Raw genomic sequence first — 21,038 nt, 5'->3', positions numbered from 1 at the left:
CGGAGTTGACAGTGACAAAGACTGGTTCAGCGCAAAATCTTGCTATCGTCCGCCAGCTTGAGGCGGTAGGCTTTCGCGCCTGGCCCGCCACGTCTGTTCATTATGACGGGACATGGGCGATACGCATGACGGCAGCGCATCCGTCAAAGCGCCTCAACTCGGTCAACCCGCTTGATCCGGGCGATACACGTGATATTCCCGCGCGTGTCGAACTGGCTTCGCAGCGCTTTCGCGCTTACGGACGTGTTCCATGTTTCAGGCTTTCGCCACTCGCTCCCGTCGAACTTGAAGATTATCTTGAAGGTCTGGGATGGAAGCGTCAGGACGAAACCATTGTCATGACTTCCAATCTGGAAGAACTGGATCTGTCGGAGGAGCGTGATCAGATTCCGCTCAAAGACATTGGCCGCTTTGTCGAAGCATCCGTAACCATCCACGGACGCCCCAAAGAACTTCGTCCGGGGTTCTCGGAACTGCTTGACGGCATTCGTCCAAACAAAGGCATGTTTGTTCTGGAAGCGGGCGGACGTGCTGTTTCCAATGTGCTTTGCGTGCAGGATGGTGTGATGGCCGGACTTTTCGACGTCGGCACATTGCCGGACGCCCGTCGTAATGGATATGGGCGCACCATAATCGGATCAACGCTTAAATGGGCTGCGAGCCTTGGTGCCAAAAAGGCATGGCTTCAAATCGAAGCGGAAAATGTGGCGGGACTGGCGTTGTATAAGCGTTTCGGTTTTCAGGAAGCCTATCGTTACGCTTACCGGGAGAGTAATGAAAAATGAGTGAGACCAAATCCCGCCGTATCGTGCTGGTCGCGGCCTGCGCGCTTGTGGATGCTGATGGACGCGTGCTTCTGGCGCAAAGGCCGGAAGGAAAGTCTCTCGCCGGTCTCTGGGAGTTTCCCGGCGGCAAGGTTGAACAGGGTGAAACTCCCGAAGAAACGCTGATCCGCGAGTTGCAGGAAGAGGTTGGCATTACGACGAAGGTGGCTTGCCTTGCGCCACTGACCTTTGCCAGCCACACCTATGACGACTTTCATTTGCTGATGCCGCTCTATGTCTGCCGCCGGTTTGAAGGTGTCGCACAAGGGCTGGAAGGGCAGGCGCTGAAATGGGTTCGGCCAAAGGATATGCGCAACTATCCGATGCCGCCAGCTGACGAGCCGCTGATCCCGTTTTTGATTGATCTTTTATGAGCTGTGGAAAGTCTAAAAATAGCTGACAATTCCTTACGATTTACAGCCCGCGTTAATTGATGATTCACTCCGCTGCGGCATTCTCTTGGACAAGTGCCCCGGAGTTTGTCTCATGAGTTTCGATAATAATTATTTCAGTGCAGATCATAATGAATATACGCCGGGCCCACTCTCGAAAGCTGGTCGCGGCATTTTGCGCGTCGTGCTTCTTTTCGGCTCCGCCGCCGTTGCCCTCGCGCTGATCATTGTGCCGATTTTAAACGATCAGGCGAACAAGGTTGCAGCGCAATCCGTTCTGCCGGATGGCATTGACCGGACTATGACCGGGTCAATCAAACATGATCCAGTCGTTACCCGCAAAGCACCCGTTCGTCCAATCTGCGTCATTGATCCGGACGGCAGCCATACGGGCGATTGCTGAAAGCTCTATTCGATGTTTTTCAATGCATCAGCCAGCGAAGCCTTGGCAGAACCGGGCTTGAGTGGCTTTTGCTGCGATTCGTGCGGTGCCCAGCCAGACAGCCAGATTGTCGAGAAGGTGGCACGGATACGCCCATCCGGATCGCTGAAACGTTCGGCATAAATTTCGGCAGCACGCAGAAAAAGACGCCGCGACACCGGCTTGCGCGAGCGGTCACGCAAAATATTCTGCATACCCATCGCACGCAGGTCGGTCATCAGATTGAAAATTGAATCATAGCGTACGGTGACATTTTCCACATCCGTTACCGGAAGGGCAAAGCCTGCACGCTGCAAAAGACCGCCGACATCACGCACATCCGCGAACGGAAAGACACGCGGAGAAGCCCCGCCGGTCAGTTCAATTTCGGCCTGTAAAAGACTTTCCCGCAATTCGCCCAAGGTCCCATTGCCGCTGAATGCTGCAAGGAAAAGACCGTCCGGCTTAAGCGCACGCGCAATCTGCACCATTGTTCCTGGCGTATCATTGGTCGCGTGCAAAGACATGAGCGAAACAATGAGATCGACGCTGCCGGGTTTGAGCGGCAGAATTTCTTCATCCGCAACAATCGCTGCAAACGGGCCTTGCAAAAAAGCCTCATCGCGTTCGACGCGCAGGATCAGATCGGCTTTGCCTGATCGGGCAATGGCTGCGGCGGCAGATCCATTATGACCTGCAAGGTCGACAGCAACGGGAAAGCGACGCTTGACTGCATTCAGGCGGTCTTCCAGATCTTCGGCAGCACGGCGCAAGAGAAAATCCGCACCCGGTTCGGCGCGTCTGAAGGCGCGCCGACGGAAGGCCAGTAAAAGGTCGCGATCAAATATCGCGCTTTCGTGTGTGGGGGCAGATGAGGGAGCGGCCATTGCGATTCCGTCTTCTCTTTCGAGCATGCTGGGATAAAGTAGAAGCATTTCCAGCAAAAGTGCGAAGCGGTTTTGCGTGGGATAATGCGTGAAAGCAAATGATTAGATGCATTCGAACGGGGGCGAATGCAATGGCAGATGACGGCAGATCGCATCAAAGCTTGTTGTACAGGATCAAAACGAACGCATTCAGCGTCGTTCGTGGCGGTTTGCGCTATTCTTCTGATATTTTGTTTCCAGCCAGTTGTATCGGCTGTCGCACACAGGTTTCAGAGCCGGGAACCCTATGCCCGCAATGCTGGTCGCAATTGCGTTTTATTGAAAAGCCCTATTGTCCGGTGTTGGGCATTCCGTTCAATCATGATTTCGGCGAGAATTTTATGAGCGCCGAGGCGATTGCAGACCCGCCACCGTTCCGCCGTTTACGATCGGCAGTGTTGCATCGGGGTGCAGCACAGCGCATGGCGGTCGGACTCAAGTTTCATGACCGTACGGATCTTGCGCCGTGGATGGCGCGCTGGATGCAGCGGGCAGGGCGAGAACTGCTGGATGAATGTGATGTGATTCTGCCTGTGCCTTTGCACAGGTGGCGCTTCTGGTCGCGACGGTTCAATCAATCGGCAGAATTGGCCCGAGCATTATCAGAGCTGAGCAACAAGCCTTTTGCCCCACAGGCGGTCAAGCGTATTCGCCGTACCGATCAGCAGATCGGGCTTGGTCTGAAAGAGCGAAGGCGTAATGTCGACGGCGCGTTCCGGGTTCCAAAAGAACACGACATTCATGTGCGGGGGCGTCGGGTTTTGCTTGTCGATGATGTCTATACGACCGGATCGACCGTGAAAGCTGCGACCCGCGCCTTGTTGCGCGGTGGGGCAAAGAGTGTTGACGTGTTGACGTTTAGCCGTGTTCTACCCGATACATAAATACAGTTTCGTGAATGCATGAGGGGCTTCCAGATCAGGGCGTTGCCACTTATATAGTTGACAACGAATGGAGTTTTTCATGGTTGATGTTACCATTTATACCCGCCCAGGCTGCCCTTATTGCACCCGTGCAGTGGGCCTTCTCAACGAGAAGGGCGTTCAGTTCAACGAAATCAATGCAGGCGCAACGCCTGAATTGCGTGCAGAAATGCAGGAGCGTTCCGGCCGTAACACTTTCCCGCAGATTTTTGTGGGTTCGGTTCATGTCGGCGGTTGTGACGATCTTTTTGCGCTCGACAATACCGGCAAGCTTGATGGTTTGCTTGCAACCGGCGCACTGAACTAAATTTAGGGGAGATACCAATGAGCACTTTTCGCGCCGCTGCTGTTCAGATGCGTTCGGGCACCGATATCGTCCGCAATGTTGAAGCTCTGGAAACCTTGGTTTCCGCTGCTGTGGCAAAGGGTGCTCATTATGTGCAGACCCCTGAAATGACCGGCGCGCTGATGCGCGACCGTGTGGCCTTTTTTGCAAGCTTGCGCGATGAAGGCAATGACCTTGTGTTCAAGGCTGCATCGGCGCTTGCAAAGAAGCACGGCATTTTTCTGCATATCGGCTCAACGGCCATTGATGTGGGCGAGGGCAAGATCGCCAATCGCGGTGGCATCTTCGCGCCTTCAGGCGAAAAGATTACCACTTATGACAAGGTTCATATGTTCGATGTTGATCTCGACAATGGCGAAAGCTGGCGCGAATCGGCAACTTACGAGCCGGGCAAAGAAACCGTTATTGCCGAACTGCCCTTTGCCAATGTCGGCATGGCTGTCTGCTACGATATTCGCTTCCCGCAGCTTTTCCGCGCGCAGGCGCTCGCCGGTGCCAATGTGATTACAGCGCCGGCTGCTTTCACCAGGCAGACCGGTGAAGCGCACTGGCATATCTTGCAGCGTGCGCGCGCGATTGAAAATGGTGCCTTCCTGATTTCGGCGGCACAAGGTGGCCTGCATGAAGATGGTCGCGAGACTTATGGCCATTCGCTGATCGTCTCGCCCTGGGGCAAGGTTCTGGCGGAAGCAGCCCATGATGAACCGGCAGTCATCATTGCAGATATTGATATTGCGGAAAGTGCGAGCGCACGCGCCAAAGTGCCTAATCTCAAGAATGCGCGTGAGTTCTCGGTTAAGGTTGCCTCCGCAAAAGAGAAAGAGGACGCATAATCCATGATCCGCTTTTCGCTTCATTGCGATCACGGCCATGAGTTTGAGGGCTGGTTCCGCGATAATGCTGATTTTGATCGGCAGGCGGAGCGCAAGCTTGTATCCTGCCCGTCCTGTGGATCTCTGCAAGTGCAGAAGTCGCTGATGGCGCCTGCCGTCTCCACCAGCCGCTCGAAAGAGCAGGTGGCTGTTGCCATGAGTGAAGCACAGAAGCAGGTGCTGGATGAAATGCGCGAGCTGAGCCGCAAGGTTCGCGAGAATGCGGATTATGTTGGCGACCAGTTTGCCGAGGAAGCCCGCAAAATCCACTTTGGTGAGACTGAAGCGCGCGGTATTTACGGCGAAGCTTCCAGGGAAGGCGTTCATTCTCTCATCGAAGACGGTGTGGATGTGATGCCGCTGCCTGTCTTCCCGGAAGACAAGAACTGATTTTATTTATAAAGAACATCAAATTGCGTGCGGGGGGACACGGCGCATGAAACCAATGGATTCCGCGCCTTTCCTGTTGCTTGCCACTGGCACGTTGCTGGGTCTCATTTTACCGCTGGGGAAAATTGCAGCGGAAGCCGGTGTTCCGCCTACAATGTGGACGTTCCTGTTTTCAGCCAGTGCGGGGATTATTCTGCTTCTGGTTTTGCTTTTGAGCAAAAAGCGGGTTGGGCTGTCTTACAGCAAGCTGCGTTATTATATCTGCACGGCGGCGATTTCTTACGCGCTGCCAAACCTTTTGATCCTGTCGGCTATCCCGCGTCTTGGTGCTGGTTTTACGGGAATCATGTACACACTTTCGCCGGTCATGACGCTGGTAATCTCAATGGGATTTGGCCTGCGCCGTCCCAGTGGGCTTGGTATAGCAGGGATTGTTACCGGGTTCATCGGCGCGATCATGGTCGCAATGACACGCGGCGAAGTAGGCAAACCTGCTGATCCATTGTGGATTGGGCTTGCACTTCTCATTCCGGTGCTTCTGGCAATGGGGAATGTCTATCGTACACTCGACTGGCCTAAGAATGCAGATCCGACGGAACTTGCAGCAGGCAGTCATCTGGCTGCCGCCGTGATGCTTTTTGTGGGCATTTTCCTGTTTAACGGCAATTTCCCAATTGAGACATTGGCACTGGCGCCGATGACGGCAGTCGCACAAGCTATTGCCTCGGCAGGCATGTTTGCTCTGTTCTTCAGGCTACAGGCGGTCGGTGGGCCGGTTTATCTCAGCCAGATCGGCTATGTGGCAGCAGCTCTCGGGCTGATTTCCGGCACGTTGTTTTTGGGTGAAAACTATCCACCGCTCACCTGGATCAGTGCGGTCGTCATCGCCTTTGGTGTGGCGCTGACGACGAAAGCCCAGAAACGCTGATAATCGAATGTTTACGCTGGCCGTTCTGCGAGAACCATGTAATTCACATCGGTATCGCGTGAGCGGCTCCAGCTGTCGGCCAGCGGATTATAGGTGACGCCAAGCTTGTCGATAAGGGTGAGGCCAGCCTTGGAAAATGCTGCTTCCAGCTCTTCAGGGCGCACCAGCTTCTCATATTGATGCGTGCCGCGAGGCAGCCAGCGCAATACATATTCAGCGCCGATGATTGCAAGGCCATAGGCTTTGAGTGTGCGATTGATGGTGGCGACAAACATAAGTCCGCCCGGCTTCACCATTTCGCTGGTCGCCGACATGAACAGATCAACGTCAGAGACGTGTTCGACCACTTCCATGTTGAGAACGACATCGAATTTCTCACCAGCCTCAGCCAGTGCTTCTGCGGTGGTTGCACGATAATCGACTTCGACACCGCTTTGGGCGGCGTGGATTTTTGCAACTTCGATATTGGTTTCGGATGCATCCGCACCGATCACCGTTGCGCCGAGACGCGACATCGGCTCGCACAGAAGGCCACCGCCGCAGCCGATATCGAGAAAGCGCAAGCCTTCAAACGGGCGAGGGCTGTTGGGATCGCGATTGAACTTCTCGCAGACCTTTTCCTTGATATAGGTGAGCCGCGTCGGATTGAACTTGTGAAGCGGACGGAACTTGCCCTGAGGGTCCCACCATTGCGCAGCAATGCGTGAAAAATGCTCGATTTCGGAAGCATCGATCGTGGTGCGGGCAGTCTCAGTCATATCATTCTCCAGCGGATGCAGCGTGCAGTCCTGCTCTCAAGGTAGAGCTTTAAAGTCAAGGATCAAATCAATTTCGCGGTTTGACTTGAAGCATTATTGTTTCACGGGAATCACACCCTTGCGGAAGCGCGACATTTTAGCTATGTGACCCCGGGTTTGTCTGTCGCAAGAAAATAAGGTTTGGGCAGACGTTAGTGTAATTTTTCAAAAGACGGGACGTATCCTTAAATGGCGCGCATCGTGATGAAATTCGGCGGCACTTCTGTGGCTGATCTGGAACGCATCTCCATTGTGGCGCGCCACGTCAAACGTGAAGTCGATGCTGGCAATCAGGTTGCCGTTGTCGTCTCCGCCATGTCCGGCAAGACCAACGAACTGGTCAACTGGGTGCAGAACATGCCCAAGGTTGCTGGTGGCTCTTCACCCTTCTACGATGCACGCGAATATGACGCGATTGTCGCTTCCGGTGAGCAGGTGACAAGTGGTCTTCTGGCGATTGCACTGCAGTCTATTGGTGTAGACGCCCGTTCGTGGCAGGGCTGGCAGATTCCGATCAAGACTGACAATGCACATGGCGCTGCCCGTATTCAGGAAATCGACGGTTCGGAAATCATCCGTCGCATGGAAATGGGGCAGGTTGCTGTCGTTGCCGGTTTCCAGGGTATCGGCCCCGATAATCGTATCGCGACGCTGGGCCGTGGCGGCTCGGATACGTCGGCTGTGGCGATTGCCGCTGGCGTGAAGGCTGACCGTTGCGATATCTATACCGATGTCGATGGCGTCTATACGACTGATCCACGCATTGAACCCAAGGCAAAGCGCCTTTCACGCATTACATTTGAAGAAATGCTGGAAATGGCCTCGCTCGGTGCCAAGGTGCTTCAAGTACGCTCGGTCGAGTTGGCCATGGTACATAAAGTTCGCACCTTCGTGCGCTCAAGTTTTACGGACCCCAATGCACCGGGCATGGATGATCCGATCAACCCGCCCGGAACGCTCATTTGCGACGAGGATGAAATCGTGGAACAGCAGGTCGTCACAGGTATCGCTTATGCGAAGGATGAAGCTCAGATTTCGCTCCGGCGCGTGGCCGACCGGCCAGGCATTTCGGCTGCGATTTTCGGACCTCTGGCCGAAGAGCACATCAATGTCGATATGATCGTGCAGAACGTGTCGGAAGACGGTTCGAAAACCGACATGACTTTCACAATCCCGACCGGCGATATCGACAAGGCGTTGCGGGTTCTCGATAAAGTGAAGGCAGAAATCGGCTCTGATCACATTCAGTCGGAAACCGGTCTTGCCAAGATTTCGGTGATCGGTATTGGCATGCGCAGCCATGCAGGCGTTGCAGCAACTGCCTTCAAGGCATTGGCTGAAAAAGGCATCAATATCCGTGCGATCACCACATCGGAAATCAAAATTTCGATCCTGATTGACGGTCCTTACGCTGAACTTGCTGTGCGCACACTGCACGGCGTCTATGGGCTTGATAAATAATCAGCACTTAGTTGGATTATTAGCCGGCTGCGAGGCTCACAATTAAAGACCCGTTTTGAAACAATGCCGCTCACCGTTTTTGGGGGCGGCATTGTCTTATTATACAAGTTGTCAGATTTTCTGACGAAGAGACTAGACGCGCGTGTCAAAAATGCTCACAAAGGATTTGGCGTAACGCTTCGCAGGCGGGTAATGGGAACTGGCTTTGCGTGAAGCTAAGCCTGTACCAGAATGAGGAGCCCCCGACGATCATGCGTGATCTGACAACCGGTCCCCGCGTGCTGTTGAAGCGGTTGCGCGAATTGATGGCGGAACCGCTGGAGCCGCAGGAGCGTCTTGACCGGATTGTCCGTGAAATCGCGCAAAATATGGTTGCGGAAGTCTGCTCCTTTTACGTTCTTCGCGCCGATGGTGTGCTCGAGCTTTATGCGACCGAAGGTCTTAATCCACAATCCGTTCACCTGGCGCAGTTGCGTTTGGGACAAGGCCTTGTCGGCACCATTGCTGCCAGTGCACGCCCTTTGAACCTGACTGATGCGCAGAGCCACCCGGCTTTTGCCTATCTGCCGGAAACGGGCGAAGAAGCCTATAATTCATTCCTCGGTGTTCCGGTGCTTCGCGCTGGCCGCACTTTGGGCGTTCTTGTCGTCCAGAACCAGACCAAGCGCGCTTATCGTGAAGACGAGGTAGAAGCACTTGAAACGACAGCCATGGTTCTGGCCGAAATCATTGCAACGGGAGATGGTCTGCGTCTCGCGCGTCCAGGTATTGAACTGGATCTTGGCCGTCCGATGAGTGTGACTGGCAATGGGCTCAATGACGGCATCGGTCTTGGTCATGTCGTACTCCACGAGCCGCGTATTGTTGTAACCAATCTCTTCAATGAAGACAGTCAGGCTGAGCTGGTCCGACTGGAGGAAGCGTTGGGGTCTTTGCGCATTTCGATTGATGATATGCTTTCGCGCCGCGATGTGGCGATTGAAGGTGAGCATCGTGAAGTGCTGGAAGCCTATCGCATGTTTGCCCATGATCGCGGTTGGGTGCGCCGTCTCGAAGAAGCAGTTCACAACGGTTTGACCGCCGAAGCAGCCGTCGAAAAGGTCCAGAGCGACACGCGTGCGCGCATGGTGCATCTGACCGATCCCTATATGCGTGAGCGCCTGTCCGACTTTGATGATCTGGCCAATCGTTTGCTGCGCCAGCTCATGGGGCGCGATGTAAAGACCATGGCCGAATCTCTGGCCAAGGACGCAATCATTGTTGCGCGAACCATGGGGGCAGCCGAACTCCTTGATTATCCGCGTGAACGTTTGCGCGGTGTTGTTCTGGAAGACGGTGCAGCAACAAGTCATGTGGTGATCGTTGCCCGCGCGATGGGAATTCCCGTGGTCGGTCAGGCCAAGGGCGCTGTTTCCATGGCTGAAAACAACGATGCCGCTATCGTCGACGGCGATGAAGGCATTGTGCATCTGCGCCCGCAGTCGGATGTTGAAACAGTCTATGCGGAGAAGGTTCGTTTCCGCGCCCGTCGTCAGGCGCTTTATCGCGAATCGCGTGACAAGCCTGCTCTGACGAAAGACGGCGTCGATATCTCGCTGCTGATGAATGCCGGTTTGCTGGTGGATCTGCCGCAACTTTCGGCATCGGGCGCTGCCGGTATCGGCCTGTTCCGCACCGAACTTCAGTTCATGGTGGCGTCGACTTTCCCGCGTGCTGAACAGCAGGAACGGCTTTATCGCTCGGTGATCGAGGCAGCAGGCAACAAGCCTGTAACCTTCCGGACGCTCGATATTGGCGGCGATAAGGTGCTCCCATATTTCCGTGCGACTGCACAGGAAGAAAACCCTGCTCTCGGCTGGCGTGCAATCCGTCTGACATTAGATCGCCCGGGTTTGCTGCGCACACAGTTGCGCGCGCTGCTGAAGGCTGCGGGTGGGCGTGAACTTAAGATCATGCTGCCGATGGTCACGGAAGTCAGTGAAGTGAAGGCCGCGCGCGAGATCATCGATCGCGAAGTCCGTCATCTTTCCCGCTTTGCCCATACGCTGCCGCTTAATCTCAAGCTCGGTGCGATGATCGAAGTGCCTGCACTCCTGTGGCAGCTTGATGAGTTGATGGCGATTGTCGACTTCGTCTCGGTCGGTTCCAACGATCTGTTCCAGTTCCTCATGGCGGTTGATCGCGGCAATTCGCTGATTTCAGGTCGTTTTGATCAGCTTTCGCCTGCCTTCTTGCGTACGCTTCGTCATATTGTCGATGCCGGAAATCGCCACAAAAAGCCGGTTACGTTGTGCGGTGAAATGGCGGGTCGTCCGTTGACGGCGATGGCATTGCTAGGCCTTGGCTTCCGCTCGATTTCCATGTCGGCGGCCAACATCGGACCAGTGAAGGCGATGCTTGGCGCGCTTGATGTAAGCAAGCTCAATGCATTGTTGAACGAGAAGCTGGATAAGCCGAATGGTGCACATTCGATGCGCGAATTGCTGCTTCAGTTTGCCGAAGACAACGATATTCCGTTATAGCGTAGCAAATTGCATGAAATGTTTGGGTGCCGCGCATTGTGCGTGGCGCTCAATACTGCTTATTCGCGTAACAGCTATAGATACCAGGACATACCAATGATCGCATTGCCACAGGACCGGATGGACCAGCTTCTCAAGCGGTTCTCGATGATTGAAAGCCAGATGGCGAACAATCCGGATTCGGAAACCTATGTAAAGCTTGCGTCGGAATATTCCGAGCTTCAGGACGTTGTGGGTAAAATCCGTGAGCTGACAGATGCGCGTAATGAAGCGCAGGATCTTGCTTCCATGCGCGATGACGCATCGACCGATGCTGAGATGCGGGCGCTGGCTGTGGAAGAATTGCCGGGCGTGCTTGAGCGGATTGAGGGGCTGGAGCAGGAAGTGCAGATTCTTCTTCTGCCCAAAGACGCCGCCGACGAGAAGAATGCGATCCTTGAAATCCGTGCGGGTACAGGTGGACTGGAAGCCGCGCTTTTCGCAGGCGATCTTTTCCGCATGTATGAGCGTTTTGCGGCCGAAAAAGGCTGGCGGGTCGAACTGGTATCGGCCAGCGAGGGGGATGCTGGCGGCTATAAGGAAATCATTGCCACGGTTTCGGGCAAGGGTGTCTTCTCCAAGCTCAAGTTCGAATCAGGTGTGCATCGCGTGCAGCGCGTGCCTGAAACTGAAGCGGGCGGGCGCATTCATACATCCGCCGCAACGGTTGCAGTGTTGCCGGAAGCCGAAGATATCGACATTGAAATCCGTAACGAGGATATTCGCATCGATACGATGCGCGCCTCGGGCGCCGGTGGACAGCACGTCAACACCACTGACTCGGCTGTGCGTATTACGCATATTCCAACGGGCATCATGGTGGTGCAGGCCGAAAAATCTCAGCACCAGAACCGTGCCCGTGCCATGCAGATCCTGCGCGCACGTCTTTACGATATGGAACGGCAGAAGGCTGAGAGTGAACGCTCGGAATCGCGCCGCAGTCAGGTCGGTTCGGGTGATCGCTCCGAGCGAATCCGCACCTATAATTTTCCACAGGGCCGCGTTACTGATCATCGTATCAATCTGACCCTCTATAAGCTCGACCGTGTGATGATGGGTGAACTCGACGAACTGGTCGATGCATTGATCTCCGACCACCAGACCGCACTTCTGATGGAACTGGGTGAAAACGCGTGAGTGGCGAACGTCTTGATAGCTTGATGGCATCAAGCCGCGCACGGCTGCGTGCGGCAGAACTCGATACTCCCGATCTCGACGCGCAGCTTCTGGTCGAGTGGATCACCGGCGCAACGCGACTTGATCTGATCTCCTCGCCGGAAAAGCCCATTGACGAAGTGCAGCTTGTGCAATTGAACGATGCACTGGAGCGCCGGATAGCTGGCGAGCCTGTGCATCGAATTATCGGCATGCGCGAGTTTTATGGTTTGCCTTTCCGCCTTTCGCCTGACACGCTTGAACCGCGCCCTGATACTGAAGCGCTGGTTGAGCTGGTTTCACCCTATCTTGAAAAGCTGATCGCACAGCATGGCCGGGCAACGATGCTCGACATGGGTACGGGGACCGGTGCTATCGTGGTTTCACTCCTGCATCAGTTTGAAAATCTTCACGGCGTCGGACTGGACGTTGCGGAAGGTGCGCTGGCCATGGCGCGGATCAATGCGGCCATGAATGGTGTGAGCGACAGATTTGCGGCGCTCAAAAGCGACTGGTTTGCAAATGTGAGCGGCAAGTTTCATCTCATTGTCTCAAACCCTCCCTATATTCCCAGTAAAGATATTGAAGATTTGTCGCGGGAAGTGCGAGAGCACGATCCAATGACTGCATTGGATGGCGGCGACGATGGACTTAATTTTTATCGTGCCCTTGCAAGTGAGGCTCGCGAATACCTATATGAGGATGGAATAGTTGCCGTCGAAATTGGCGCAGGCCAGTTTGACGATGTGAGCGCCGTTTTTGAAAGCGCTGGTTTCCATCTGACCAATGTAGCAAGTGATCTCGGTGGCCATAGAAGGGCCATGGTTTTTATACATAAACTCGTTGCGGGTGTTTGACGGACTGAGTGTTAAAAAACGCTCGATGACCCAAAAAAAGCGCTTGGAATTTACGGCGAAGCCGTTTAGTTTCCAGCCACCGTATGCAGCCAGAATGGTTTTGCCCGCTTGAGGGCGGTGGCGGAAATGCTCCATGACGAATTTAGGTCATGCTCCCGTGAGGGGTTTCTCATGGGATGGTTTGTACGGAAGTGCACGACTTTCAAAAATAAATCCGAAGAGTTTGTCTTTTCGGGTGAGTCTTGCAAATGCCAATCCGAAAAGTTCGTGTTGTCTTTTTGGCAGTACGGAACTCAGAACCATTCGATGTGTGGGAAGTTTTAGGGTGTGCTTCCTCCATGGCTCGATAATGCGAAGCCGGTGACTTTAGGTCACGGGAATTTGACGCCCTTTAATCTGAAAAGAGAAGACGATGAGGCCAGCACAGCAGAACAGGCGCATGCGCGGACGGGGAAATAACAATAATAACAATAATAACCGCAAGGGCCCCAATCCTCTGTCGCGTAATTATGAAAGCAATGGTCCGGACGTAAAAATCCGCGGCAATGCTCAACATATTGCAGAAAAATATACGACACTGGCTCGCGATGCACAGGCGTCTGGCGATCGTGTCATGGCTGAAAATTATCTTCAGCACGCAGAACATTACAATCGCATCATCATGGCTGCCATGGCGCAGCAGAACATTCCGTATCAGCGCGAAGAAAACTTCGACAATGACGGTGGTGATGAAGATGAAAATGAAAACAGTTTTGTTCAAGCCGCTTCCGCACCGCAGCCAGTAAACGGTTCAGGCCCGCAGCCTGTTATCGAAGGCACACCTGCTGAAGTTGTCTATGGCGATCAAGGCAGTGAGAACCGTTCGGAAAACCGCTCGCAACCTCGTGATGGACGCGATCAGCGTCGTCTTGGTCGCGGTCGTCGCCCACAGCGCGAACGTTTCAATGCCGATGATGCTTCGGAACAGCCTTCCGTAGAGGCACCGGTTGCTGCAGCTGACGAACAGCCAGCTCCAGTATCAGCACCGGTCGTTGAAAAGCCCGTACGCGCTGAAAAGCCTGCCAAGGTTGTCGTAGAGGAAGCCGCTCCTGTCGTGGAAAAGGCTGCTCCTGCGGCTGAAGCACCAGTTGCAGCTTCGGCTGAAGAAGAAGCGCCTGTCCGCCGCACACGTCGTCCGGGTCGTCCCCGTCGTGTTGCCAAGGATGAAGGCGCTGGCGATACGTCGGTTGCCGAAACTGCGGATTCCGACGCTTAGAGCATTTCCTGTTTTTCCTGAATCATTGGAAATGCTCTATTTCTTTGTTTTTCGCATTATCCGACGCAAAACCGCTTCGCACTTTTGCTGGAAATGCTCTAGTTTTCAGAACGACAACTGATTGATTTTTAGAAAATGGCGCGGTTCTCCGCGCCATTTTTTATTTGCGGTTTAGTGGCCTCTCCGGTCTTGCCGAAACCCATCCATCGTCCCATATGCTTTCTTGGATAAGGAGCCTGCCGAATTCGGGGGTTCCGTCACCAACTATCTTTCGATGCCGGAACGGGTCGGAAGGAAAAAGGAGACATTATGAATATTGAAAAATACACTGAACGGGTTCGGGGTTTTATTCAGTCGGCGCAGACCTTTGCTCTTTCATCGGGCAATCAGCAGTTTACGCCCGAGCATCTTTTGAAAGTGCTCGTCGATGACGAAGAAGGCTTGGCTGCATCTCTGATTGAACGCGCGGGCGGTCGCATCGCTGATGTTCGTCTTGGATTGCAGAATGCGCTCGAGAAGCTGCCGAAAGTAAGCGGTGGCAATGACCAGCTTTATCTTTCGCAACCATTGGCGAAGGTTTTCACCTTGGCCGAAGAGCTTGCGAACAAGGCAGGCGACAGCTTTGTCACGGTCGAACGGCTTCTCACCGCACTTGCGATCGAGAAATCCGCCAAAACATCTGAAATTCTGGCCGCTGCTGGTGTAACACCCACGGCGCTCAACAAGGTCATCAACGATATGCGTAAGGGTCGTACCGCCGATTCGGCTTCCGCTGAAAGCAACTACGATGCGCTCAAGAAATATGCGCGCGATCTGACGGAAGATGCGCGTGAGGGCAAGCTCGATCCGGTTATCGGTCGCGACGAAGAAATTCGACGCACGATCCAGGTTCTGTCACGCCGCACCAAGAACAATCCGGTTCTGATTGGTGAGCCAGGTGTGGGTAAGACCGCGATTGCAGAAGGCCTGGCGCTTCGCATCGTCAATGGCGACGTACCCGAATCACTGAAAGACAAGCAGTTGATGGCGCTCGACATGGGTTCGCTGATTGCTGGTGCGAAATATCGTGGCGAGTTTGAAGAACGTCTGAAGGCAGTGCTTTCGGAAGTGCAGACGGCTGCTGGCCAGATCATCCTGTTCATCGATGAAATGCACACGCTTGTTGGCGCCGGTAAATCAGACGGTGCGATGGATGCATCGAACCTTCTTAAGCCTGCACTTGCCCGCGGCGAACTGCATTGCGTTGGTGCAACCACACTTGAGGAATATCGCAAATATGTCGAGAAGGATGCAGCCCTTGCCCGTCGCTTCCAGCCTGTATTTGTCGATGAGCCAACGGTTGAAGATACCATCTCGATCCTGCGCGGACTGAAAGAAAAATACGAGCAGCATCACAAAGTTCGCGTCTCTGACTCGGCACTTGTGGCAGCCGCTACGCTTTCAAACCGCTATATTACGGATCGCTTCCTGCCGGATAAGGCCATTGATCTTGTCGATGAAGCCGCGTCGCGTTTGCGCATGCAGGTGGATTCCAAACCTGAAGAGCTCGATGAGATTGATCGCCGCGCAATGCAGCTCAAGATCGAGCGTGAAGCGCTGAAGGTTGAAACCGATGCAGCCTCCATAGATCGCTTGCAGCGTCTTGAAAAAGAGCTGTCCGATCTGGAAGAAGAGTCGGCTGAACTGACAGCGAAATGGCAGGCTGAAAAGCAGAAGCTCGGACTTGCGGCGGATTTGAAACGCCAGCTTGAAGAAGCCCGTAATGCGTTGGCCATCGCACAGCGCAGCGGCGAGTTCCAGAAAGCAGGTGAACTTGCCTATGGCACGATCCCGCAGCTCGAAAAGCAGCTTGTCGACGCTGAAAGCAACGAGAACAAAGGATCGTTGCTTGAGGAAACCGTGACGCCTGAACATGTCGGGCAGATCGTTGCCCGCTGGACTGGCATTCCGGTCGAACGGATGCTGGAAGGAGAGCGCGAGAAGCTTCTGCGTATGGAAGACGAACTTGCGAAACGGGTTATCGGGCAGGGCGAGGCGGTACAAGCTGTCTCGAAAGCGGTCCGCCGTGCGCGTGCCGGACTTCAGGACCCCAATCGCCCTATTGGCTCGTTCATCTTCCTGGGTCCCACTGGCGTGGGCAAGACCGAGCTGACCAAAGCGCTGGCTGCGTTTCTCTTCCAGGACGACACGGCAATGGTGCGTATTGATATGTCGGAATTCATGGAGAAGCATTCCGTGAGTCGGCTGATCGGTGCACCTCCAGGCTATGTCGGCTATGAAGAAGGTGGCGTTTTGACGGAAGCTGTGCGCCGCAGACCATATCAGGTGATCCTGTTCGATGAGATCGAAAAGGCGCATCCAGACGTGTTCAACGTCCTGCTTCAGGTACTCGATGACGGCCGTCTGACCGACGGTCAGGGCCGTATGGTTGATTTCCGCAACACGGTCATCATCATGACCTCGAACCTTGGTGCTGAATATCTTGTCAATCTTGGCGAGAAGGATGATGTCGAAAGCGTTCGCGATGAGGTGATGGGTGTCGTGCGGGCTGCGTTCCGTCCGGAATTCCTGAACCGCGTCGATGAGATCATCCTGTTCCACAGGCTGCGTCGCGAGGACATGGGTGCGATCGTTGATATTCAGATGCAGCGTCTCCAGATGCTTCTAAGCGATCGTAAAATCGTGTTGCAGCTTGAAGACGATGCCCGCGAATGGCTGGCAAATAAGGGTTATGATCCGGCTTATGGTGCGCGTCCGTTGAAGCGCGTCATCCAGAAGGAGGTTCAGGACCCACTGGCCGAGCGTATTCTGCTTGGTGACATTCTTGACGGTTCCATCGTCAAAATATTGCCCGGCTCAGATCGCCTCAACTTCCGCCCGATTCGCGTGGAGGTTGAAGGTGAGCCTGTGAAGGAAAACGCAGACGCGTAAAGCCTGACGTGTGATTTTCAAAAGCGCCGCAGTCATCCGATTGCGGCGCTTTTTCTTTTTCTGCAAGCATGAACGGTATTTATGGCCATCTTCATGTCCAGTTCATCTGGCATTTGCTGTTATTGAATAAGCAATTGTTAACCATATAACTGCATCCATACGGCATAAGATCATTCAGGGTTTCCTCCATGTCGCATCTCTCACGCATGCTTCGCTTCGGATTGTTCGGTTCTGCAATCATTCTTGCAGCAGGGGCGGCAGCTCATGCGGAAGAGCGCGATGCGACGCCCGATGTTTCGCGGCCCGTACAGCTGGCCCAGCTTTTCGATTGGGGTCAGGATCGTGGCCGGGATAGGGGCGTGCGGGTTTACACCGATGAATATGGCCGTCAGGTAACGCTGGATCGTCGCGGGCGTGTCATCAATATTGAAGATCCGCGCGAATCCGACCGTTATGCGCGCGGTGGTCAGCAGGGTGGAAACTGGTCCGACGGCCCGGTCGGTGGTGGTGCGCCCTATGACGGCTTTGGTAATGTGCCGGAAGATCCGAATTATTATCCGGATGCACCTTCAGCACCCGCTTACGATTATAATCGTGACGGGCAGGTCCAGCGTTCCGAGTTGCCGCCTGCGGGTACTGAATATCCTGACACTGAATCGCCGACCGCCAGCATCAATCGTGATCAGGGATATGAGCAGCCATCAACGCAGCCGCATGCTGTACCCAATCCCGATGATATGGCTCCAGCTATAGAAATGCCGAAAGGGCGGGGCGCGAAGGAAAAGATCGCCGCCTATCAGATTCTGCTGGATCGGGCCGGTGCATCGCCGGGTGTCATTGATGGCCGTTCGGGCAGCAATGTTGACAAGGCCGCGGCAGCTTTTGGTGAGATGACCGGCAAAGTTCTCGATCCAAAGGATGACGCTGCGATTAATACTGAGCTGGAAGCGACTGGCGGTGCAGCCTTCACTGAATATACGATCACCAATGAAGATGTCGGTCGTCAGTATGTTGCGTCCATTCCGGACGATTATGCCCACAAGGCTCAACTTCCAGCCATGGCTTATACGTCTGTCACGGAAATGCTCGGTGAGAAGTTTCATATAGACGAGGCTTATCTCAAAGAGATCAATCCGGGCGTCAACTTCAATCAGCCGGGTTCTGTTGCCAAAGTCCCCAATCTGGGAAAGCCAGTGCGTACAAAGGTTTCGCGAATCATCGCCGACAAAGGGCGTAAGCAAGTGCGCGGCTATGACGAAACCGGAAAACTTGTTGTCGCCTATCCTTCAACGATCGGTTCATCGGACACGCCATCCCCGTCGGGCATCGTGCAGGTGCAACGTATCGCGATCAATCCGAATTATACCTACAATCCGAAAATCAACTTCAAACAGGGCAGCAATGACAAGGTTCTGACCATTCCTCCGGGACCGAACGGGCCTGTCGGCACTGTCTGGATCGCGCTTTCCAAGCCGACATACGGCATTCACGGAACACCTGAGCCTTCACGGATTGGCAAAACATCCAGCCATGGCTGCGTACGGTTGACCAACTGGGACGCCGAAGAGCTGGCCAAGCTTGTAAAAGCGGGTGTGACAGTCGAATTCACGGAGTAAACTCGGCGACAGCATAAATAAAAAGCGTGGTGCATATTTTAAAAGATGCGCCGCGCTTTCGTGTTTTGTGCGTTCTGAGATAAACCAGATGGGGCAGGGGGAAGAACGATTAGCTCTTTGTCGATCCGCTCGAGGCAAGCTTAGTGCCATTGCTTGTATCTTCCGTATCCAGGAGCGTATCGATACGGTCCCGTTCCTGCTTGAAAGCTTCAAGCTCTTTGCCTTTGAGCGCTTTATTGTCCGGCAGGCGGATACGAAGTGGGTCAACTTTGGTCCCGTTGACGATCAGTTCGTAGTGAAGATGAGGTCCTGTCGACAGTCCGGTTGATCCGACATAGCCGATCACCTGGCCCTGACGCACGCGTGACCCCGCAGTTACGCCGCGCGCAATTGCATTCTGGTGAGAGTAGCTGCTGACATAACCATTGGCGTGACGAATCAAAGTCTGGTTGCCGTAACCATTGGTCCATCCGGCCTTTTCCACCACGCCATTACCCGATGAAATGATCGGTGTGCCACGCGGTGCTGCCCAATCGACGCCTGTATGCATCCGGCTATAGCCAAGAATTGGATGCCGGCGCATACCGAATGGAGAGCGGAATACGCCATTCGGAACTGGATTGCGCAACAGGAACTGCTTCGCACTTTTGCCATCTTCATTGAAATAGTCGACGGTGCCATCCGGCGCCTGATAGCGATAGAATTTACGTGTCGTTCCGCTGAAGGTTGCCGAAACAAAAAGAAGTTGCGAATCGCCTTCGGTCTTTTCCGGATCTTCCGGAAGCGAGAAGAAGGCGTCTATATTATCACTCTGTGAAAGCCGGGCCTGAAGGTCGACATCGGTTGCGAGCATTTTAACGAGCTGCTCACGCATGGTTTCTGTCATGCCATAAGCAAGTGCTGCACGGCTGATGCCGTCATAAACACTTGGGAGATTACCGCGAATAGCCGTCGGTGGTGCATCGCCATCAAAGGCGGATGCGAGAAGCGGTGTTTCTTCAGGCTGATCGGACGGTACATATTGCTTACGATCATTGAGAGAAACCGTCACCAGATGCGTCGTCCGGTGATAAATGCTCGCTCTGACGATGCGATCCTCGCCATCCTGTGTCTCTGTGCCGATACGCAGCACGCTGCCTTCTTTAAGACGTGGAGAATTCAGTAACTTGGTGAGCGCATCCGCCATATCCGTAGCGTCTTCGCCCGTATAGCCAGCATTTTGTAGTGCTTGACCGATGTCCATTGTCTGGCGGAAAGGAATCAGCTCTTCCGAAAAGCCATCGGAGGCCTCTTCATCGTCAACGCGCTGGGAAACACTGACATTTTCCTGTATGATCTTCACACCAAGGGCCGGGCTGAGTGCAAAAGACGAATCTGTTCCACCGAAACGTGCCGGATCGACATAATGTAGTGAGGCAACCTGCACGTCGCCGTCGGTCAACAAAACTCCGGTGTCGCGAACGACCTTTTCCACCTCATCGACGGTCAAATCATTCGATGGATCAAATGTTGTGCTGTTCAGTGGAAAATCGGCAACTTTCAGGCTGACTTCGCTTTCAACCTTTGCGCCATAAATCTGGCTGGCATCGGTGGGTTGCGGTGCTGCGGGTCCTTCCGAGAAAATAGCCATTGCATCAAATGCCGGATATTTTCGGTTCGACGGATGATCAACGGCCAATGCCATGCTGACCAGCTCGAAGGGCCGCGTGCGGATAACTTCACGCTCACCGACTTTTTGCATGGTCGACAGGTCGAAGCGACGCCGGTCATTGGCTTTCTGTTTAGAAATGGTGCTTACCAGACGCGCGCCTTTTGTGACATTGGTATCGTTGACGACGCCGGGCATGTCATTGCGCGCAAGAATTTCAGGCGGGGTTGCCAATTGTTCACGACCATCAAGAGCCGCAAACAACGCAACACCAATCAACATACAAGATGTAACGCCTGTAAGAAATGTGCCAGCAAGCCAACGCGCTGAAACTTCGCGCCTGTCTGGTGGACGCCGCCGTCCACCTACCGTGAGCGGGGGCTCGTCACCCGGATCGAGATTGTTCGGCCCCAGTTCTTTCATGCTGCTCTTGTAGGCCCTTCTTCAAATCTGGCCGCACATAAAGGTGCGTGAACATCATTTTTCAGAAAGCAGGATGACTGCCGTCCGACGTATGGTGTCTTCCCTTATTATGGAAGTCCCTCAAGCGGGCTATTGAGTTTTGCCTGCCGTAACGCGTTAAGTCAACGATAAGCGAACGGGCTTTGGTTATTCACAGTGCTTTGCAGGCCAATTTTCAATTTGTGTAGAAGCTATTGTAATAATGAGGCCGGTTTGTGGCTCAATCCCATCGATAGAGCGCTCGGATAGCGCTGCATATATAAGTGCGAACAG

General features: G+C 54.1%; 18 protein-coding genes. 15 read left to right on the top strand and 3 right to left on the bottom strand.

All coding sequences use genetic code 11. The features are described 5' to 3' along the window. The first annotated feature begins 11 nt into the window (after nucleotides 1-11). The 3 genes from CEV33_RS12230 (at nucleotide 12) to CEV33_RS12220 (ending at nucleotide 1,619) form a co-directional block, all read left to right on the top strand. Nucleotides 12-785: a GNAT family N-acetyltransferase gene (locus CEV33_RS12230; protein WP_445433016.1), complete on the top strand. Its 774-nt coding sequence runs from the start codon at nucleotides 12-14 to the stop codon at nucleotides 783-785. Beyond that, nucleotides 782-1,198 carry an 8-oxo-dGTP diphosphatase MutT gene (gene mutT / locus CEV33_RS12225; RefSeq protein ID WP_094540738.1) on the top strand — a complete coding sequence of 139 codons (417 nt, stop codon included), beginning with the start codon at nucleotides 782-784 and terminating at the stop codon, nucleotides 1,196-1,198. The genes CEV33_RS12230 and mutT overlap by 4 nt, the downstream gene beginning before the upstream one ends. 112 nt (nucleotides 1,199-1,310) lie before the next feature. Beyond that, nucleotides 1,311-1,619: a hypothetical protein gene (locus tag CEV33_RS12220; RefSeq protein ID WP_094540737.1), complete on the top strand. Its 309-nt coding sequence runs from the start codon at nucleotides 1,311-1,313 to the stop codon at nucleotides 1,617-1,619. Nucleotides 1,620-1,624: 5 nt separating this feature from the next. On the opposite strand, the gene CEV33_RS12215 is transcribed toward CEV33_RS12220, so the two are convergent. Further along, complete coding sequence (locus CEV33_RS12215; RefSeq protein WP_094540758.1) at nucleotides 1,625-2,524, bottom strand: methyltransferase domain-containing protein; 900 nt, start codon at nucleotides 2,522-2,524, stop codon at nucleotides 1,625-1,627. A 131-nt stretch (nucleotides 2,525-2,655) separates the two neighbouring features. Between CEV33_RS12215 and CEV33_RS12210 the strand changes: the two genes are divergently transcribed. The 5 genes from CEV33_RS12210 (at nucleotide 2,656) to CEV33_RS12190 (ending at nucleotide 6,022) form a co-directional block, all read left to right on the top strand. Then, the gene (locus CEV33_RS12210; protein ID WP_094540736.1) at nucleotides 2,656-3,447 is read left to right on the top strand and encodes a ComF family protein; all 792 of its coding nucleotides are present in this window, start codon (nucleotides 2,656-2,658) and stop codon (nucleotides 3,445-3,447) included. Nucleotides 3,448-3,526: 79 nt separating this feature from the next. Next, on the top strand, nucleotides 3,527-3,793 hold the full coding sequence (gene grxC, locus CEV33_RS12205) for a glutaredoxin 3 (RefSeq protein WP_094540757.1): 267 nt from the start codon (nucleotides 3,527-3,529) through the stop codon (nucleotides 3,791-3,793). 17 nt (nucleotides 3,794-3,810) lie between these two features. Beyond that, the gene (locus CEV33_RS12200) at nucleotides 3,811-4,665 is read left to right on the top strand and encodes a carbon-nitrogen hydrolase family protein (RefSeq protein ID WP_094540735.1); all 855 of its coding nucleotides are present in this window, start codon (nucleotides 3,811-3,813) and stop codon (nucleotides 4,663-4,665) included. Between the two features lie 3 nt (nucleotides 4,666-4,668). Beyond that, nucleotides 4,669-5,094 (top strand): DUF1178 family protein, encoded by a 426-nt coding sequence (locus CEV33_RS12195; protein ID WP_094540734.1) that lies wholly within the window; start codon nucleotides 4,669-4,671, stop codon nucleotides 5,092-5,094. A 46-nt stretch (nucleotides 5,095-5,140) separates the two neighbouring features. Then, complete coding sequence (locus tag CEV33_RS12190; protein WP_094540733.1) at nucleotides 5,141-6,022, top strand: DMT family transporter; 882 nt, start codon at nucleotides 5,141-5,143, stop codon at nucleotides 6,020-6,022. An 11-nt stretch (nucleotides 6,023-6,033) separates the two neighbouring features. Here the strand turns inward: CEV33_RS12190 and ubiG are convergent, their stop codons facing one another. Beyond that, complete coding sequence (gene ubiG, locus CEV33_RS12185; protein ID WP_094540732.1) at nucleotides 6,034-6,780, bottom strand: bifunctional 2-polyprenyl-6-hydroxyphenol methylase/3-demethylubiquinol 3-O-methyltransferase UbiG; 747 nt, start codon at nucleotides 6,778-6,780, stop codon at nucleotides 6,034-6,036. A 228-nt stretch (nucleotides 6,781-7,008) separates the two neighbouring features. On the opposite strand from ubiG, the gene CEV33_RS12180 reads away from it, so the two are divergent. The 7 genes from CEV33_RS12180 to CEV33_RS12150 all read left to right on the top strand — a co-directional run bounded on the left by CEV33_RS12180 (nucleotide 7,009) and on the right by CEV33_RS12150 (nucleotide 18,655). Further along, nucleotides 7,009-8,280 carry an aspartate kinase gene (locus tag CEV33_RS12180; protein ID WP_094540731.1) on the top strand — a complete coding sequence of 424 codons (1,272 nt, stop codon included), beginning with the start codon at nucleotides 7,009-7,011 and terminating at the stop codon, nucleotides 8,278-8,280. A 251-nt stretch (nucleotides 8,281-8,531) separates the two neighbouring features. After that, nucleotides 8,532-10,802 carry a phosphoenolpyruvate--protein phosphotransferase gene (gene ptsP / locus CEV33_RS12175; RefSeq protein ID WP_094540730.1) on the top strand — a complete coding sequence of 757 codons (2,271 nt, stop codon included), beginning with the start codon at nucleotides 8,532-8,534 and terminating at the stop codon, nucleotides 10,800-10,802. A gap of 96 nt (nucleotides 10,803-10,898) precedes the next feature. After that, the gene (prfA, locus tag CEV33_RS12170) at nucleotides 10,899-11,978 is read left to right on the top strand and encodes a peptide chain release factor 1 (RefSeq protein ID WP_094540729.1); all 1,080 of its coding nucleotides are present in this window, start codon (nucleotides 10,899-10,901) and stop codon (nucleotides 11,976-11,978) included. A gap of 23 nt (nucleotides 11,979-12,001) precedes the next feature. Further along, a complete protein-coding gene (gene prmC / locus CEV33_RS12165; RefSeq protein WP_094540756.1) occupies nucleotides 12,002-12,853 on the top strand; it encodes a peptide chain release factor N(5)-glutamine methyltransferase in 852 nt (283 codons plus the stop codon). A 412-nt stretch (nucleotides 12,854-13,265) separates the two neighbouring features. Beyond that, the gene (locus CEV33_RS12160; protein ID WP_094540728.1) at nucleotides 13,266-14,108 is read left to right on the top strand and encodes a DUF4167 domain-containing protein; all 843 of its coding nucleotides are present in this window, start codon (nucleotides 13,266-13,268) and stop codon (nucleotides 14,106-14,108) included. Nucleotides 14,109-14,417: 309 nt separating this feature from the next. Continuing rightward, nucleotides 14,418-17,039, top strand: coding sequence for an ATP-dependent chaperone ClpB (clpB, locus tag CEV33_RS12155; protein ID WP_094540727.1), 2,622 nt, complete (start codon nucleotides 14,418-14,420; stop codon nucleotides 17,037-17,039). Nucleotides 17,040-17,227: 188 nt separating this feature from the next. After that, complete coding sequence (locus CEV33_RS12150) at nucleotides 17,228-18,655, top strand: L,D-transpeptidase (protein WP_094540726.1); 1,428 nt, start codon at nucleotides 17,228-17,230, stop codon at nucleotides 18,653-18,655. 109 nt (nucleotides 18,656-18,764) lie between these two features. Here the strand turns inward: CEV33_RS12150 and CEV33_RS12145 are convergent, their stop codons facing one another. Continuing rightward, on the bottom strand, nucleotides 18,765-20,726 hold the full coding sequence (locus tag CEV33_RS12145) for a M23 family metallopeptidase (RefSeq protein WP_094540725.1): 1,962 nt from the start codon (nucleotides 20,724-20,726) through the stop codon (nucleotides 18,765-18,767). Nucleotides 20,727-21,038: the final 312 nt, after the last annotated feature.

The organism is Brucella grignonensis, from assembly GCF_002252505.1.
In the GTDB taxonomy this organism is placed as follows: domain Bacteria; phylum Pseudomonadota; class Alphaproteobacteria; order Rhizobiales; family Rhizobiaceae; genus Brucella; species Brucella grignonensis.
Note: the sequence above shows the minus strand (reverse complement) of the source record. Positions and strands in the feature narration are given on the sequence as shown.